At 42.2% G+C, this 18,055-nt stretch carries 17 protein-coding genes; all 17 read right to left on the bottom strand.

Going from position 1 to position 18,055, the window contains the following annotated elements; translation table 11 throughout:
* Positions 1-71: 71 nt before the first annotated feature.
* Positions 72-1,649, bottom strand: coding sequence for an NAD(P)/FAD-dependent oxidoreductase (locus BN3282_RS11940; protein ID WP_059069471.1), 1,578 nt, complete (start codon positions 1,647-1,649; stop codon positions 72-74).
* On the bottom strand, positions 1,642-2,862 hold the full coding sequence (locus tag BN3282_RS11935; RefSeq protein ID WP_059069469.1) for a BaiN/RdsA family NAD(P)/FAD-dependent oxidoreductase: 1,221 nt from the start codon (positions 2,860-2,862) through the stop codon (positions 1,642-1,644). Before BN3282_RS11935 ends, BN3282_RS11940 begins: the two co-directional genes overlap by 8 nt.
* Positions 2,859-4,154, bottom strand: a complete 1,296-nt coding sequence (locus BN3282_RS11930; RefSeq protein WP_059069467.1) for a methionine gamma-lyase family protein — start codon at positions 4,152-4,154, stop codon at positions 2,859-2,861. The genes BN3282_RS11935 and BN3282_RS11930 overlap by 4 nt, the downstream gene beginning before the upstream one ends.
* Positions 4,155-4,160: 6 nt before the next feature.
* Positions 4,161-5,126, bottom strand: a complete 966-nt coding sequence (gene miaA / locus BN3282_RS11925; protein WP_059069465.1) for a tRNA (adenosine(37)-N6)-dimethylallyltransferase MiaA — start codon at positions 5,124-5,126, stop codon at positions 4,161-4,163.
* 12 nt (positions 5,127-5,138) lie between these two features.
* Entirely contained in the window at positions 5,139-7,136 is a 1,998-nt protein-coding gene (gene mutL, locus BN3282_RS11920; protein ID WP_059069463.1) for a DNA mismatch repair endonuclease MutL, read from the bottom strand.
* 30 nt (positions 7,137-7,166) lie between these two features.
* Entirely contained in the window at positions 7,167-9,818 is a 2,652-nt protein-coding gene (gene mutS, locus BN3282_RS11915; RefSeq protein ID WP_330382207.1) for a DNA mismatch repair protein MutS, read from the bottom strand.
* A gap of 148 nt (positions 9,819-9,966) precedes the next feature.
* The gene (locus BN3282_RS11910) at positions 9,967-10,383 is read right to left on the bottom strand and encodes a putative ABC transporter permease (protein WP_059069462.1); all 417 of its coding nucleotides are present in this window, start codon (positions 10,381-10,383) and stop codon (positions 9,967-9,969) included.
* A 77-nt stretch (positions 10,384-10,460) separates the two neighbouring features.
* Positions 10,461-11,906 (bottom strand): tRNA (N6-isopentenyl adenosine(37)-C2)-methylthiotransferase MiaB, encoded by a 1,446-nt coding sequence (miaB, locus tag BN3282_RS11905; RefSeq protein WP_059069460.1) that lies wholly within the window; start codon positions 11,904-11,906, stop codon positions 10,461-10,463.
* Positions 11,907-11,924: 18 nt separating this feature from the next.
* Complete coding sequence (locus BN3282_RS11900) at positions 11,925-12,107, bottom strand: DUF4250 domain-containing protein (RefSeq protein WP_059069458.1); 183 nt, start codon at positions 12,105-12,107, stop codon at positions 11,925-11,927.
* The gene (locus BN3282_RS11895) at positions 12,077-12,667 is read right to left on the bottom strand and encodes a 5-formyltetrahydrofolate cyclo-ligase (RefSeq protein WP_082667539.1); all 591 of its coding nucleotides are present in this window, start codon (positions 12,665-12,667) and stop codon (positions 12,077-12,079) included. The genes BN3282_RS11900 and BN3282_RS11895 overlap by 31 nt, the downstream gene beginning before the upstream one ends.
* Entirely contained in the window at positions 12,636-12,857 is a 222-nt protein-coding gene (locus tag BN3282_RS11890; protein ID WP_059069454.1) for a DUF896 domain-containing protein, read from the bottom strand. The genes BN3282_RS11895 and BN3282_RS11890 overlap by 32 nt, the downstream gene beginning before the upstream one ends.
* A 74-nt stretch (positions 12,858-12,931) precedes the next feature.
* On the bottom strand, positions 12,932-13,291 hold the full coding sequence (locus tag BN3282_RS11885; protein ID WP_059069451.1) for a hypothetical protein: 360 nt from the start codon (positions 13,289-13,291) through the stop codon (positions 12,932-12,934).
* 48 nt (positions 13,292-13,339) lie between these two features.
* Entirely contained in the window at positions 13,340-15,013 is a 1,674-nt protein-coding gene (locus BN3282_RS11880) for a putative polysaccharide biosynthesis protein (RefSeq protein ID WP_059069450.1), read from the bottom strand.
* Positions 15,014-15,029: 16 nt separating this feature from the next.
* Complete coding sequence (ybeY, locus tag BN3282_RS11875) at positions 15,030-15,527, bottom strand: rRNA maturation RNase YbeY (RefSeq protein WP_059069448.1); 498 nt, start codon at positions 15,525-15,527, stop codon at positions 15,030-15,032.
* A complete protein-coding gene (locus tag BN3282_RS11870) occupies positions 15,524-16,516 on the bottom strand; it encodes a PhoH family protein (RefSeq protein ID WP_059069446.1) in 993 nt (330 codons plus the stop codon). The genes ybeY and BN3282_RS11870 overlap by 4 nt, the downstream gene beginning before the upstream one ends.
* Positions 16,479-17,744, bottom strand: a complete 1,266-nt coding sequence (locus BN3282_RS11865) for a sporulation protein YqfD (RefSeq protein WP_118977230.1) — start codon at positions 17,742-17,744, stop codon at positions 16,479-16,481. Before BN3282_RS11865 ends, BN3282_RS11870 begins: the two co-directional genes overlap by 38 nt.
* Positions 17,741-18,055 (bottom strand): YabP/YqfC family sporulation protein, encoded by a 315-nt coding sequence (locus BN3282_RS11860; RefSeq protein ID WP_059069444.1) that lies wholly within the window; start codon positions 18,053-18,055, stop codon positions 17,741-17,743. Before BN3282_RS11860 ends, BN3282_RS11865 begins: the two co-directional genes overlap by 4 nt.

Genomic DNA, 18,055 nt, shown 5'->3' with positions numbered 1-18,055 from the left:
ATTTTAGCATAATTTAAAAATCATGTATAGGTTTCCATTCTTAATTTTTTGTGAAGAATCTCATAAAAAACCTACTGAATTGATAGAACTTTCAGGACAGCTTCTGCTGTTTTCATACCGTCCATGGCAGCGGAAGTAATACCTCCGGCATATCCGGCGCCTTCTCCGCATGGATAGATCCAGGGTATATTGCTTGTAAAGTTTTTATTTCTGACAATCCGCACGGGTGAAGATGTACGGCTTTCCACACCTGATAACAGCGCGTCCCCGTCTGCAAAACCATGCATCCGGTTGTCCATCATCTGTATCCCCTGTTCGATAGACCGAGCAAGTTCACAAGGAAAGATCTGCCGGACATTTGCCAAAGAGTATGCGCCCTTCATATTTGGATGCACAGCATGGAAGGCTGTGCCGGCTTTATTTCCACAGAAATCTTCCAAACGCTGTACGGGTATTTTCCCTCCTCCGACCTGCCATGCATTTTTCTCCAACATTCTTTGAAAATGCATGCCTGCCAATGGATGAGAATTCCCGAAATCTTCAGGTGATACCGTAACGACAATGGCACTGTTGGCATTGTCTCCAGCACGTCCATGATAGCTCATCCCGTTAACTGCCAGATATCCTTCTTCAGAAGAAGCATTGACTACATAACCGCCCGGGCACATACAAAAAGAATACACTCCCCTGCCGTTTTGAAGCTTTTCCGCCAGTTTATAGGAAGCTGCTGAGAGCTCTCTTCTGTCTTCTCTTCCATACTGCCATGTATCGATCCATTTTTGAGGATGCTCGATACGCACGCCTACTGCAAAAGATTTTGCTTCCATAGATAACTTTTGCTCATATAACATTTCAAATGTATCTCTTGCGCTGTGTCCAAGAGCCAGAACCAGTATCTTGGCATCCATCCATTTTTCTCCATTGATCTGGATCTGTTTCTGTTTTGGATCAATTCCTGTCAGCGTATGGTGGAAACGGATTTCCCCACCCAATTCAGTGATGGCATTTCTCATATTTTTTATGACTTGTATCAGTATGTCCGTACCAATATGCGGTTTTTGTTCATAGAGGATATCTTCAGGTGCTCCAAATTTTACAAAGGTTTCCAATACATAACGATTTCTCCCAAAGGTATCTTTTACAAGTGTATTCAGCTTTCCGTCAGAAAAAGTTCCGGCGCCGCCTTCTCCGAACTGGACATTCGACTGCGGATCCAAAACCCCGGTTTGCCAGAATCGTTCTACTGCCTTTTTTCGTTCTTCTACGCAGCCGCCTCTCTCCAGTATAATGGGGCATAAACCGGCCTGCGCCAACAGATATGCACAGAATAATCCTGCAGGTCCACTCCCCGTCACAACCGGACGAAAGTCAAGCTGTCTATCTGCTTTCTTTACGATTGGATAGACAACATCTGTTACTCTGCTGACTTTTCCTTTCATTCTTTTCAGCAGTTTTTCCTCCTGTTTGACAGAAAAGTCGATCGTATATACAAAAAACAATTCTGGTTTTCTGCGTGCGTCCAGTGATTTCTTTCGAATTTCATAATGTAGCAATTCAGAAGAACTGACAGAAAGTATTTTCAGCAATCTTTGCCGTATGTCATCCGGCGTATGGACTTCTTTCATTTTCAATTGATGTATCCTAAGCACTCTTAGCAGCCTCCTTTCCTGCAATTTGTCCGCACGCCCAACAAAACTGCAGGTTATAACCGCCTGTTGCGCCATCTACATCGAGAAGTTCTCCGGTAAAATAAAGTCCTGGAACATACAGAGACTCCAGCGTATCTGCATCGATCTCCCGTGTATCTACGCCGCCCGCGCAAACCTGTGCATGCTCAAAACCATTTGTCTTTGTGACGGTCACTGTGAAATGCAAAATCAAACGGACAAAGACGGCAAGTTCTCTTTTTGTCCAGTCTTTTACCTTTTTCGTACGTGGTACGCCGCTTAATTTTACCCAAAGCTGCGCCAGATTTTTATGAAAAAGCCCGATAAAGAATTCTTCCGTCGTCTTTTCAGGGCGCGCCTGGATACGGGCAGTCAGAAAAGCAGTAAACGTATCCTCTGAAAAAGCAGGCATAAAGTTTAAGACAGCTTTTACTTCCTGTCCATGATAAAGCGCGTTCGATGCATAGCGGCTGACCTGAAATACCGGAATACCGGATATGCCGTAATTTGTCAGCTGGATCTCCCCAGTTTCTTGCGCAATACACACATCTTTCACATAGAGAGATACTTTTCCCTCTGCACGAATACCTGCGAGACTCTTAAAAAACGTTTCCTTGCAATGCAGCTGAACCAGCGCAGGCAGTACCGGAACAATCCGGTGTCCCAGCTGTTTTGCCAGAGTATAACCAGAACCGTCAGAACCGGTAAAAGGCGCTGCTTTCGATCCCGCCGCTAAAATGACCCTATCGGCGTAGAGATTTCCTTTATCTGTCCGTATGCAGAAATTTTTCTTGGACGGCAGAATCTCCAGACATTTCGTCTGTGTCTTAATCTCTACATGTAGCCGTTCTAATTCCATGCGGAAAGCATCCAGCACAGCGCTCGCCTGATTAGAATGTGGATATAAATATCCGTCTTTGTTTCTGGAGTAAACTCCGAGCTGCAGGAAAAAGGAGATTGCATCCTGTGCATGGAATTTTTCTATGATATGCCATGGGAACTGTGTGTTTTCCGAATGGTAAAACACAGGCTCCTGGCGCAGATTTGTAAAATTACATCTGCCGTTTCCTGTAGATAAAAGTTTTTTGCCGATCCGCTCCTTTTGTTCAACAATAAAAACATCTGCCCCTTCTGAGGCTGCGGCGACTGCCGCCATCATTCCGGATGCGCCGCCTCCGATCACAGCGATCTTCATACTACTCTATCCTCCTCTAAAACCCCTGCATCCAGCATTGCCTGCACGGATTTTAGTATTCCAAGTTTTGCGTGATACCAGGTCAGTCCCCCCTGAAAATATACTGCATAAGGCGGTTTGATCGGTCCGTCCGCGCTTAATTCAATGGAGGAACCTTGTACAAATGCGCCTGCCGCCATGATCACATCACTGTCATAGCCCGGCATTGCCCATGGTTCCGGACTGACGTAACTGTCTACCGGTGCAGCCGCCTGGATTCCTTTACAGAAAGCAATAACCCCTTCTGGTGTGCCAAGCTTTACAGCCTGGATGATATCATGACGAGATTCCTTCCCGTCCGGAACCACTGTGTATCCCAGCTGTTCATAAATATTGGCTGCAAATACAGCTCCTTTGAGTGCGCCGCAAGTAACCGTCGGAGCCAGAAAAAACCCCTGATAAAAAGAAGTCATCACACCAAGACTTGCCCCGACTTCTCTGCCAAGTCCCGGTGAAGTAAGGCGGTATGCGCAGGATTCGATCAACTCTTCTTTTCCTGCGATATATCCGCCGATAGGCGCAAGTCCGCCGCCCGGATTTTTTATCAGGGAACCGACGATCATATCTGCACCCACATCGCTTGGCTCTATGCGCTCTACGAATTCTCCGTAGCAATTATCCACCATGCAGATAATGTCCGGGCGGCGCGCCTTGATAAAAGCAATGAGTTCGCCGATCTTTTCCACAGAATAGCTTGGACGGGTCTGGTACCCCTTAGAGCGCTGAATCGTCACCAGTTTGGTACGATCATTTAGTGCTCTTTCAATGGCAGGATAGTCAAAATATCCGTCTTCCAAAAGTTCTACCTGCTTGTAAGTGATCCCATACTCCGCAAGTGATCCCTTGGATTGTCGTATACCGATTACTTCTTCCAATGTATCATATGGTTTTCCTACAGGAGACAAAAGTTCATCCCCTGGACGCAAGATTGCAGATAAAGCCAGGGCAAGAGCATGTGTGCCGCAGGTAATCTGCGGCCGTACCAGCGCAGCCTCTGTATGAAAGGCACTTGCATAGACTGCTTCTAACGTATCTCTTCCCATATCATTGTAGCCATAGCCGCTGACATAGTTAAAGCAAGCTTCATTTACTTTATTCTTCTGCATGGCATGCAGCACTTTCAGCTGGTTATACTCTGCTGTCCTGTCAAATTCCTGAAAGCGTTCTGCCAACTTTTTTTCTACTTTTTCTCCAAACTCCCATACCTTTTTTGAAATCCCAAGTTCCTGGTACATTTTTTCCATATCTGTCATTTTCTTTTATTCCTCTTTATCCTCTATTATTTTTTTGATTCGCAGGACATGGAGTATTTCCTCTAAGATCGCCGTCTGATCACAGGCAAACTTCTGCCTGTTAAGCCAGATAACTTCCTGTTCCCGCTTAAACCATGTAATCTGGCGTTTTGCAAAATGGCGTGTATCCCGCTTGATGATATAGACAGCCTCCTCTAAAGTAAGTTCTCCGTCTAGATAAGCAAGCAGCTCTTTATACCCAAGTCCCTGCATCGACACCATGCTCTTGTCCAGTCCCATTGCCTTTAATCGCTGTACTTCCTCTAAAAGCCCTTCTTCCATCATTTTATCTACACGTTGGTCAATTCGTGTGTAAAGTTTCTCCCTGTCGTCTGTCAACACAAAGTAAGCAGCCATGTATGGCGAGATTTTTTCTCGTTCTCTTTCATTGTGCGCTGATATTTTTTCTCCGGTCAGATGATAGTATTCTAAGGCACGGATGATCCGCTTTGTGTTATTTACATGAATCTGGTCTGCTGCTTTTTCATCTGTTTCTTTTAAGATGGCGTGCAGCCATGCACTTCCTTTTTCTTCTGCCGTCTTCCGGAGTTGTTCTCTGTATAGCTTGTCGCTTTGTTCTTCCGAGAAGTCAATGTCTTTTAAGAGCGCTTGGATATAAAAGCCAGTTCCTCCTACGACAAGTGGTATTTTTCCTTTTTCATAAATAGCGTTTACAGCCTCTTTTGCCATTTTTTGAAATGTTACGACATTAAATTCCTCCTGCGGATTAAGCACATCGATCAAATGATGTATGATCCCCTGCCTCTCCTCAGGCTTGATCTTAGCCGAACCAATATCCATGTGACGATATACCTGCATAGAATCTGCCGAAATGATTTCCGCATTCACTGCTTTGGCAAGACGGATGGAAAGTTCTGTTTTTCCGACAGCCGTAGGCCCGGTTAATATGATCAGTGGTTTTTTTTGGCACATTTTTGCTTACCCTCATACAATCCTTTTAAATTTTTTTTCCAATTCCCGGCGCGACATAGCAATGATCGTTGGTCTTCCATGTGGACAGTGATAAGGATTATCCAGCGTAAGAAGTTCCCCCAGCAAAACATCCATCTCCTGCGCTGAAAGCCGGTTATTTCCTTTTACTGCTGCTTTGCAGGAAAGGGAGGCGATCTTTTCATCTATTAAATCTGGCGTCATCGTTGTTTTAACACCATCTGACAGAGCATCCAGCATTTCCATAAGCAGTTCTTTTTTTGCGATACTGAACAAATTATCCGGCACAGCACGGACAGCGTATTCCTCCCCACCAAAGGGCTCTATCTCGAATCCGATTTTTTGAAAGCGTTCCATATTTTCCTTCAAGGCTTCTTCCTCCTGCATGGACAGACTTAAAATAATAGGAGGGCTTAAATATTGAGAAGTAAATTCTCTGCTTTTCATATTTTTTAAGGTTTTTTCATACAATACTCTTTCATGAGCGGCATGCTGGTCAACAATATAGAGCGTATCCTGAAATTCCACCAGCCAGTATGTATTGAAAACCTGACCGATCAATTTGTATTCGGCTTTTTTTTCTCTTTTTAACAGATTTTCCTCAAACAGGTCAAGCTGTTTGGGATTTTGTGCAGACGATTTGTCTTCTGCTTCTTGCCTACACTCCTTATCAGGCTGACTGGAATATGTACCGTTCTCACGCAATATTTCTTTTGTCTCTTGTTTTTTTGCCTGTCTGACAGATTCTAAGATCCGTTCTTTTTGCACAGAGGGTTTAAATATACTCTCTTTATCCGGCACTTCTGCACTAGACTGACGCTGGTGGTATGCGGTGACACGTTCCCGCATTTTGCGGATAAAGTATTCCTCATCCTTAACTTCAGCAGCTGCGGGTTTAGACTTGGGCCGCAGCAGAAACGGACTTTCTGCATGTGCAACATCCGATCGCTCAGCTGTTTTTTCAGGCACTGCTGCGGGTGGAACTTCTACTGTCTGGATCAGTTCTGGTTCTAAAAGCTGTCTGTGGATCCCTTCAAATACAGCACCATATATTTCTTGCTGCTTTTGAAAGCGCAGTTCCATCTTAGTCGGATGCACATTGACGTCCACCTTTTCTCCCTCTACATGAAAATGGAGAACAACAAAAGGAAATTTATGCTGCATGACGAAATCTTTGTATGCGTCTTCAATGGCTTTAGACAGCATGGCGCTTTTTATATATCTGCTGTTCACAAATATATTTTCAAAATTTCGATTTCCTCTTGTAATAACCGGTTTACCTAGATATCCGGTCATGCGAAAACCATCTTTTTCAAAGTCTATCTCCAGAAGATTAGCAGCAATGTCCCTGCCATAGATCTGATAGATGACATCTTTTAATTTCCCATTTCCCGAGGTCCTTAATTTTTCCTGTCCGTTATTTAAAAATTGAAATCCGATCTCCGGATGAGAAAGTGAAAGATGCATAAGAAGATCCTGGATGTGTCCCGCTTCTGTCATAGGCGTCTTTAAAAACTTTCTTCTTGCCGGCACATTATAAAAGAGCTGACGGACAAGAAATGTGGTACCGTCAGGTGCGCCTGTATCTTCCAGCGTTTTTTCCTGTCCCCCTTCTATGACATAACGGGTTCCCATACTCTCCTGTTTCGTCTTCGTGATCAATTCTGTCTGCGTTACTGCGGCAATACTTGAAAGCGCCTCTCCTCGAAAGCCGAGAGAAGAAATATGTGCCAGATCCTCCACGCTTCGAATCTTACTTGTAGAATGACGCAGAAACGCATTCCTGACATCTTCCCTTTCAATGCCGCTTCCATTGTCTGTTATACGGATAAAAGAGATTCCTCCGTCTTTAATCTCAACTGTGATCAAAGACGCACCGGCATCGATCGCGTTTTCGACCAGTTCTTTTACGATAGAAGCAGGTCTTTCTATAACTTCCCCTGCAGCGATCTTATCGATCGTCAGCTGATTTAATACCTCTATATGCGGCATAGCATTCCTCCTGATCTTTATTTATGAGCATTACCAACGATTCTTCAGTTTATTCTGAAGTCGGTAGATCGTATTCAAAGCGTCAATCGGCGTTAGATTTGTAACATCAATACTCTTTAATTCCTCTATAACATCATCGTCTTTTACTGTATCAAAAAGAGACATCTGTGCAATATCCACTTCGTCGTATTTTTTTGTTTTTACTTTTTTCTTAGAAGTCTGTTCCTTGGAAGCAATCTCACTTACTCTTATCGTTATATCTTCATCGCTTAATTCCTCTACGATCTCTTTTGCCCGCTCTATCACCAGATCCGGAACTCCTGCTAATTTTGCCACTTGTATGCCATAGCTTTTGTCTGCGCCGCCTTTGACGATCTTGCGCAAAAATACAATGTCGTCCCCTTTTTCTTTGACAGCAATGCAGTAGTTATGTACGTTTTCAATCTTTCCTTCCAATTCTGTCAGTTCATGATAATGCGTGGCAAACAGAGTTTTTGCCCCCAACAGCTTCGTATCACTGATATATTCGATCACTGCCCAGGCAATAGAAAGCCCGTCAAAAGTACTCGTCCCTCTGCCAATCTCATCTAGGATCAATAGACTTTTGTTTGTTGCGTTGCGCAGGATATTTGCTACTTCCGTCATCTCTACCATAAAAGTACTCTGTCCGCTTGCCAGATCGTCAGAAGCCCCTACACGAGTAAAGATCCTATCCACTAAACCGATATCGGCTTTTGCAGCAGGGACGAAAGAGCCAATCTGCGCCATCAGAACAATCAGGGCGGTCTGTCTCATATAAGTAGATTTTCCTGCCATATTTGGCCCGGTAATGATGGAGATACGCTGTTTTTTATCATCCAGATAAGTATCATTGGAGATAAACATATCATTGGGGATCATCCTTTCTACGACCGGATGTCTGCCTTCCTGAATATCGATGATCCCTTTCTCATTGACAGAAGGACGTACATATTGATTTCTCTCGGCTACCAGAGCAAGCGAGGAAAATACATCTAATGCGGCGACTGCTTTTGCTGTTCTCTGTATGCGCTCCACTTCCGCTGCGATCGTGTCTCTTACTGTACAGTATAATTCATACTCCAGCGCATATAGTTTATCCTCTGCACCCAGTATCGTATCCTCAAGTTCTTTTAATTCCGGAGTAATATAGCGCTCTGCATTGGCGAGTGTCTGTTTGCGTGTATAGTAATCCGGTACAAGTTCTTTATACGAATTGGTCACTTCCAGATAATATCCAAATACTTTATTGTAGCGTATACGTAAGTTTTTGATTCCTGTCTTTTCGCGTTCGCTGTTCTCCATTTTTGCCAGCCAGTCCTTGCCTTCCGACTTTGCTCGCCTCAGACTATCTACCTCATCGCTGTATCCGTCTCTGATGATGCCTCCTTCTTTCATAGCAAGAGGAGGTTCTTCTGCAATAGCAGATCTGATAAGTATACAGAGATCTTCCAACGTATCCATATCCTCACGGATACTTAAAAGAAGGGGCGATTCCATCTCCTCCAAGATATATTTTATGGAGGGCAGCATTTCCAAAGAACTCCGAAAAGCTGTCAAATCCCTTGGATTGGCAGTGCCATATGTAATTTTTGTGATCAACCGTTCCAGATCGTACACTGCGGACAGATATTCCCGCATTTCCTCTCTGGAAATAGTATGTTCTTTTAATTCTTCTACCGCATCTAGCCGTTTGACGATCTCTTTTTTGTCGATCAGGGGCTGTTCCACATATTTGCGCAGCATGCGTGCCCCCATTGCGGTTTTTGTTTTATCGAGCACCCACAAAAGAGAGCCCCTTTTTTGTTTCTCTCTAAGTGTCTCACAAAGTTCTAAGTTTCTTCTTGTAGAACTGTCCAGCATCATATATTTTCCTGTTGCATATGGGGTAATATGTGTCAGATGAGACAGAGAATTTTTCTGTGTTTCCAATAAATACAAGAGCAATGCTCCTGCACTGATGATGCCGCAGTCGTAATCCATAAGTCCCAGCCCGGCAAAGGAAGAAACTTTAAAATGTTCTAACAGCTTCTTTCTGCATATAGCATCATCAAAATACCAGGCATCCAACGCATAGATAGTGATTCCAAACCGTTCTCTTAAATCCTCCAGATCCATACCGCTCATATAAAATGACTCATTGCAAATGATCTCGGAAGGCATGAACTTGCAGATCTCATCAAACAGTTTTCCGCTGTCCGACAATTCTGTCACAACATAGTCGCCTGTCGTGATATCCGCGATCGACAGGCCATAACGGTCCGCTATATATACGATACACATGATATAATTGTTCTTCGTCTCATCCAGTGCCTGTGTATCTAGATTTGTGCCGGGCGTAACGATGCGTACAACTTCACGCTTTACAATACCTTTAGCCTGTTTGGGATCCTCTACTTGCTCACAGATTGCCACTTTATAGCCTTTGGATACCAGCTTATTTAAATAACCTTCCACAGCATGATAAGGGACACCGCACATGGGTGCCCTTTCTTCTTGTCCACAGTTTTTGCCTGTCAAAGTGATCTCCAGTTCTTTCGATGCAGTCAGAGCATCTTCATAAAACATCTCATAAAAATCACCTAATCTATAAAATAAAATACAGTCTTTATATTGAGATTTGGTCTCCATATACTGTTTCATCATTGGTGTAAGTTCAGCCACTTCTATTCTCCTTTTTGCAAAACTTTCCGGTATTTCATTAAAAAATAACAATCTTTCATGCTGTATAAAGTATCAGCAGTAGATTTCATTATAGCATTTTTATAAAATCAGTTCAATGAAGGGATTGAAAATTTCTATCATTTGCGCCTCACAGTACATGAAAACAAGGCTTTTTCTCTCCATAGAGCCAGTGCAGTAAGTAGCCGCTCAATAAAATCCCAAAAACGCATAGCGCCGAAAAAATAATCAGAAAAGGAAGGCAGATTTGTCCCATGATCTGAAAAGGCTGGTCTGTATAATCCCAAACCTGCCATCTCAGCCATTTATTCACGACAATCCCTGTGATAAATTCACATGCGCCTACAAACACAGCACACCAAAATACCTGCTGCACAAGAGGCGGCTCCCATCCAGTCCACATTCCCTGCTGTGCACAGAATACAAGGCAGACACCGCCAAGGACAAACATAGACCAGTGTGAAAATCCGCGAAACAACATTTCAAATGTATAATAAAGTGTCCCTCCAAGAGCCCACAAAAACAAATATTCGCTTACTTTTTTCACAAAAAACGTCCTCTCTATGTGTATAGTCTATACATAGTTTGGACGTTTTTCTTTAAAATTATAGTTGGAAGTTCTTGTTATACCAGTTCTCCAATATAATAAAATCCTTTGCATTCTGTAAGTTTTACTTCTTTTAATTGTCCGATGACAGAAGATGACGCCGGAAAATGTACAAGCAGATTATTACTTAAACGACCGGTCATCAGAGAAGGATCCTGTTCATTAACAGACTCTACCAGCACCGTCTGTACAGTTCCTTTATGTATAGAACACACTTCCTTTGCGATCTCCTGCACTTCTGTCAGAAGCCGATCAAAACGTTTTTTGACCGTTTCTTCCGGAACCTGTTCCTTCATCACGGCAGCGGGTGTCCCGGTACGCTTTGAATAGATAAATGTAAAGGCACTGTCAAAACGAACCTTTCTGACAATATCTAATGTATCTGCAAAATCCTCTTCTGTTTCCCCCGGAAAACCTACAATGATATCTGTCGTAAGTGAAATATCCGGAATCGCAATCTTTAGTTTTTCTACAAGCGCAAGATACTGCTCCTTTGTATACCGTCGGTTCATCTTTTGCAGTATACGGCTGCTTCCCGACTGCACTGGGAGATGCAGATGACGGCAGATTTTTTTTGAATGTGCCATCACTTCGATCAATTCGTCAGATAGGTCTTTTGGATGAGAAGTCATAAAGCGGATCCTCTGCAAACCTTCGATCTGCTCAATCCTTTTTAATAATTGGGCGAAAGTGATCGGTGTGTCTAAAGTCTTCCCATATGAATTGACATTTTGTCCTAAAAGCATGACTTCTACTACTCCATCCGCCACCAGCTTTTCTATTTCCGCTATGATCGCTTCCGGGGTTCTGCTTCTTTCTCTCCCTCTTACATAAGGGACAATACAATAACTACAGAAATTATTACATCCGAACATAATATTTACGCCTGATTTAAATGGAAATTTCCGTTCACTTGGAAGATTCTCCACGATTTTGTCTGTATCTTTCCAAATATCGATCACCATACGTCCGGATTCTAAGCATACAACAGTAAGTTCGGCAAACTTAAAAATATTATGGGTTCCGAAAATCAGATCTACAAACCGGTAGCTTTGTTTTAATTTCTCTACGACTTCGGGTTCCTGCATCATGCAGCCGCATAAGGCGATCAGCATATGGGGATTCTTTTTCTTGATCCTCTTAAGTTGCCCGAGCCGTCCATAGACTCTCTGATTTGCATTTTCACGCACAGTGCATGTGTTAAAGACAACGAAATCTGCTTTTTCCTCATTCTCTTCCTCCACATATCCTATCTGTTCAAGTATGCCTGTCAGCTTTTCAGAATCTCTTGCATTCATCTGACAGCCAAAAGTAGTCACGCAGAACGTAAGCTTGCGTCCTGCTTCTCGTTCTTTCTCGTGCAGAAGTTCTCTTGCTTTTGCGATAAAATAAAATTGTCTTTCCGGTTCACATTCCGGTGCTTCTTTTGACAGGTCAATCCCTGTTAAATCTAAAATATCCATATATGTAACACCCTATCATTAAATAAACTGGTTTCTTGTAGCATCGTATTCATATGCAATTTCTTTTAATTTTTCTGAAAGTGCTTCTTTTGAGATCTGCATATCTTCACATAAGTCATCCAGACTTTTATAGAAATCCCGCAGTTTTGTATTTATCACACTCAAAAGAATCACAGGGTCATTTGGCAATTCTGACAACATGGCAGACATCCTTTCTCTGTAATGATCATTTGAAGTTGCTTATCCTGTGCCTCTACGGGGAGTTTTTCAGCCTGCTGTATAGAATAAAACAGCCCACAGCAGACGAGTTTAGGATGTGTACTTATATAGGCGTCATAAAAGCCCCCGCCATATCCCAATCGGTTTCCCTGCGGATCAAAGGCAAGCCCCGGAACAAAAAGCAGTCCTTTTTCTCCGTTTGCCAAAGGTGCCTTTTCTTCCGGCTCTAAGATTCCTTTGAATCCCGGCTTTAACATGTCCAAACTGCGAATATAATAAAAATCCATCTTATGGGGTCCGCTTACTTTGGGAACAGCGACCTTTTTTTCGTTTTCTAACGCATGTTGTATAATTCTGTGGGTACACACTTCTGTGCCAAAAGAGACATAGCAGTAAAGTTCTTCAGCCTTTAAAAAGTCTGGACAGGAATATACATATGACTCTATAGCTTTCTCCGCCTTTTTTCTTGAAACGGATGGATAAGAATTTCTACTCTCGGAAAAAGTATTCCTAATTTGCTTCTTTATTTCCAAATTTTTCACCTAGATTGATCACTTTTCCATCTTTTTCTTCTACATCTATGTGATCGAGCTGTGCTTTTAAATTTCTACGTATGGCGGCAATATATTCCATACGAAGAAGTTTCTGTTCTTCAGCCTCAGCAGGGCTTAGTCCTTCTGCTTTTGCTTTTTTGTATAAATCGTTGATCCTTTTTATCTTTTGTTCGTCCATATTTTTCCTTTCTGCTGTAGAGCAGCTTCAAAAATCCTTTCCTATCTTACACTATTTTAAGCTATTGGTCTACCTTAACTGGAATAATTTTCGAGAAATGCGTATAATTCTTTTTCTGTGTCTATGTGTTTTCCGGCACAGATTTCCTGCTGCACTTCCTCAGGCAGATCTGTCAGCCGAATCTCCGTAAACTCATAGATCGTAGAACAGTCGCTTAAATATACAACAACAAATCCCTGCAGTTCACACAGATAATATCCTTCATTTTTCACCGCATCTCCTTTTGTGGATATACTTTTTGTTTCTTTTGTTTCTTCTAACTTTACCTCTCTTTTATCCAGCGTATACCGATAACTCAACTGATACCCAATCCCAAGCAGTGCAGCCAGAACCAGAAATGCCGACAAAAAGCCAATACAGAACTTTGTTTTCATAAGGAAAAGACTCCTTTTTTACATACAGTATTGGCTTTTTTCTTTAATTTATTCAGATGGAAACAGATGAAACTTTCTGCACAGCCTTACTATCTTTCTTCCTTGCGGAAAACTGATGATTTCTTTTGCTGTAAGCACACCTAATTTTAAAATCGCTGCCGCATATACAATCACAGCTATAAAAACGGAGATACAAGTCGGAATAAACCGTCCGCCAATCAAAAGATCCAGACACAGATACACAGCATATGTAACAACGCCCATTATGACCGCTGCAAGCAGCGGCCTGACAAATGTAAACAAAATCTCCTGATGATATCCACAAGCTTTATGGATCGCTCTTTCATTCAGCATGCACATGCAAACGCCAAATACAATGTTGCTGCCTACAAGGGCATAAATCCCCATTTTAAATACGACCAGCATGATCAGCAACGCTACAATGTGAAATAGTAGAGAGATTGCCGCGTTTTTGGCTGGTACAGACATTTTATCCAATCCTTGCAAAATAGAATTGCTTACAGTGGACCAAGAATACAAAATTACGGTAACCGCACCGGACGCAAGCAGTATAGCAGGTGTTTTACTGGAATCATTATAAAGCAAAACCATCAATGGGGAAGCTAACACGATAAAACCGACAAAGCAGGGAATTGCGATCAACATAGTAAAACGCATCGTCTGGCTGATCTTTTCATGTATCAAAGTTCTTTTTCTGCTTGCCAAAGCAACTGTAAGACTGGGAATCACTGAGGCCGCCAGTCCATTTGCCATAGCTAGAGGAACATTGATCAAAGTATTATATTTTCCTGTATAAATTCCCTGCAGTGCCATATATTCCTTCTCTACAAATCCTTGGGCGTCCATAATAAAATTAAAAATCGTCAGATCTAATATCTGGTTGATATTGTAAATCGCTGTACTGAAAACAACCGGCGCGATCGTAATAAGAAGAATTTTCAAAATATGTCCATATGACTCCTGCCTTTTTGCGCGATCAGAGCGAATCTGACGCCGGATGACATGCCGGTATATCCAAAAGACAAACACAAGAAACAGCAAAGCGATCAGCGCACCGGCAACCGTTCCTATCGTGCCTCCTGCTGCTCCGTACGCAGGTCCGAGCAGTTCAATGCCTTTTTCTTTTCCGGCTTTTATACCTATCTTAAATAAAACAGCTGCACCGGCTATGCTGACAACTGCATTAATGATCTGCTCAAATACTTGAGAGAGCGCTGTAGGAACCATTGTCCCTAATCCCTGAAAATATCCTCTTAAAACACCCAAAACAGACACGATCAACAGTCCGGGAGCAAGGACTTTCAATGCATACGCACTTAAAGGCGATTTCATCATATTTGTAGAAATGGCATCGGCTCCTAAAAAAATAGCCAGGGCGGAAATAAAACCTACAATAAGTGAAAAAACAAGCGCACACAAAAAGACACGGAACGCATTTCTCCGCTGTCTCCTAGCCATCCTTGCAGATACCAACTTAGATACTGCGATCGGAAGACTAAAAGATGACAGCATTAGCACCATAGCATAGATCTCATAAGCATATCCGTAAAATCCATTTCCTTCATTTCCCAGTATATTTGTAAGGGGGATTCTGTATACGACCCCTATGATCTTTGTAATGACGGCGGCAATAGCTAAAATTGCGCCTTGAACCAAAAAGTCATCTTTTTTAGGGGGTCTGTTCTTTTGCATATCCGGCATAATGTTCCTCCATCATCTATCGTAAGATCGCGATTTTATCCATAATTTCATGCTGCTTGTGTTCCATAACAAAACGATCTTCTTCCTCTATATGATCATATCCGCATAAGTGCAGCATACTGTGCGCGATCAAAAAAGCATATTCTCTCTTGATGGAATGTCCATATGCTTCTGCCTGCAAGAGTACTTTTTCTTTTGATATAACAATATCCCCTAGGATAAGTTCGCCAGAATCCGGATCGAACAGCTCCGGTTGTTCTTCTGAAATATCAGAAAAATCTCCCGGACAGGAAAATTCCAGCATAGGAAAAGAAAGTACATCCGTCGGTTTGTCGATCTGCCGAAAGTCATGATTTAAATTTCGTATTTCCTCGTCTGTTGTAAGCAACAGATTGACCTCTGCCTCATATGGGCAGTTTACATCCTCCAGCACGGCACAGACAACACACCGCGCAATTTCTTCCGTGTCGACGGGCAATATGATTTCTCCTTCTTCTTCCAAATACAAACTCATGGTCTTCTCCTTTTCGCAGGTTTTGGCTTACTATTTTTATTCTCGTATTCTTCATATGCTTTTACGATTTTCTGTACGAGAGGATGACGCACTACGTCCTTGCTCGTCAGAGTGCATACTGTAATGTCCTCAATATTTTTTACTACTTTGACTGCTACATCCAGTCCAGACACAGTTCCGGCTGGAAGGTCTTTCTGCGTGGAATCTCCCGTAATGACCACTTTGGAACCGAACCCTATCCGTGTCAGGAACATTTTCATCTGTGCAGGAGTAGTATTCTGTGCCTCATCCAATATGATAAATGCGTTATCCAGCGTCCGTCCTCTCATATAAGCCAGTGGCGCTACTTCGATCAATCCTTTTTCAGAATTTTTTATAAAGCTCTCTGCTCCCATGATCTGATACAGCGCATCATACAGAGGTCTTAAATATGGATCAATCTTACTCTGCAGATCTCCTGGAAGAAAGCCGAGCTTTTCTCCTGCTTCGATTGCCGGCCGTGTCAGGATGATCCTGCTCACTTCACTGCTTTTAAACGCTGTGATCGCCATTGCCATTGCCAAATATGTCTTTCCGGTTCCGGCCGGTCCTAAACCGAATGTGATCATCCCCTCTCGGATCGCATCTACATACCGTTTCTGTCCCAGTGTTTTAGGTTTGATCGGCTTTCCCTGCAATGTGTGACAAATCAATTCCTTATCAATTTCTACAATACCTTCCTCCTGATCTTCATATACAAGAGAGATTGCATAATCAACATTTTGTTCTGTAATCGTATTGCCCCGCCTGGAAAGTTCATAAAGCTGGTCAAGAATGCGTTTTACCTTTTCCGCCTGCGTATGTTCCCCTATAATCTTTGTTTTTCCGTCACGCACGATCAAAGTAGTATGGAAGGCTCTCTCTAATTTTTTTGCATATACATCAAACTGACCAAACACATTCTTTTCATGTTCAGCCGGTATCTCCATTATCAACTCTGCCAGACTCATCTTGTTCAACCCTTTCAATTGTTAATATCTCGGTATCTGCTTCTTCCGTAATACGCTGATTTAAATAAACCGTTCCGGAGGCTGCAGCAGTATTTTGGTCTATGTGTATTTTAACACTATTTTCCTTTATTTGAATACCTTTTTCCTCTAATTCCATACAAAACAAGCGAAAATTTTCACTAAGTTCTGCCTGCAGCTCTTTTTCTGTATAGTTTTTTTGTTGATAAGCATATGATTTTGCCTCTTTTCTTCCAAAAATGACAGGCAGATAAAAATTTTCACCCACTTTAATTTGATGTTCCTCCGTAGAAATTTCTGCATTTTCATATGCATTTTGAATCGTTCCTACAGATAAACGCCAACTACCAAATTGGAGATAATACTGTGATCTGTGTTTTTTATCATACATTTTCTCCAAATATATAAGCGGCAGACTATCTGTATATTCCAAAGTAGTATCTGCATATATGTCTGCATCTGCTACCTGGTACTGATAGTCAGTCACCTCTCCATTATCGTTTAGGACATCAACCCTCCCAGATACAAGAATATCGCCCTTTGACACCGTATCTCCTATATGCACTTGTGGTACGCCAGAACGTGTCACTATTTTTGTTATGACGCCATCCTCTGTCGCGATCAGATCTTTCGGCGTCTTCTGTTCGGTTTTCATCTCTGCTTCCGGCAGATGATCTTCATTTTCTTTTATCTGAATATGCAGGCGCGTACCGTCTATAGAGGCAGATACCCATACAATATCCTTATATTCTCTGCGTATTTCTTTCGCAATCTGCGCGCAGTCGGTTTCACTTTTTCGCATAAATGGATATACATTTCTTGCAGCAAGAAATTCTATCAGTGTTTCATCCGTCCATCTTTCATTGCCTTCAAAATGAATATCCCAGATAAAGCCAGAGTATGCATACAGAAGGACCACACAAACAAAAAAACCTATAAAAAATACTTTACGCCTTCTGTATCTATGCATAAAAAAAGGAAAGCCATATCTTCCCGACACATTAACTTTTGTATGCGTCTTTTTTAGAACCGGCTTTAAATGTCGAAAGTCTTGCAGACTGATATACATTTCATACGCATCACCTGAAGGAGTAAGTCCCCATATATAAATTTGATGATGTCTGCACATATTCAGAAATCTTTCTGGAGAATATCCTTTCACACGTATTTTTACATACCCTTTGAAATATCGCAGCAATGTTCGGATCACAACGTTTCCCTCCTGTCTCCAAATTCGATCGTCTGGATCCGCCCTGTGATCTTCATCTCGTCATTTGTATAATATGCTATCTGCAGATGCTTGCCTGACAGTTTTATCCGTCTTTCTTTTGTCTGTACCCGTATCAGATTTTCTGTATATTCAAGGATACCCCGATAGTTTTCAATACATACCTCGCTCGTTCCCAAAACCGTGATCACTGAAGCGCCCAGTACAACATCTTTGGGCATGCCTGCAGCAGATATCAGTTTTTCTCGAATGTGTTCATGTTCTTGTTCTCTTCCCATAAAAATGCCACACAT

The organism is Mediterraneibacter massiliensis, from assembly GCF_001487105.1.
GTDB classification, from domain to species: domain Bacteria; phylum Bacillota; class Clostridia; order Lachnospirales; family Lachnospiraceae; genus Mediterraneibacter; species Mediterraneibacter massiliensis.
This window is presented reverse-complemented; position numbering and strand designations above follow the sequence as displayed.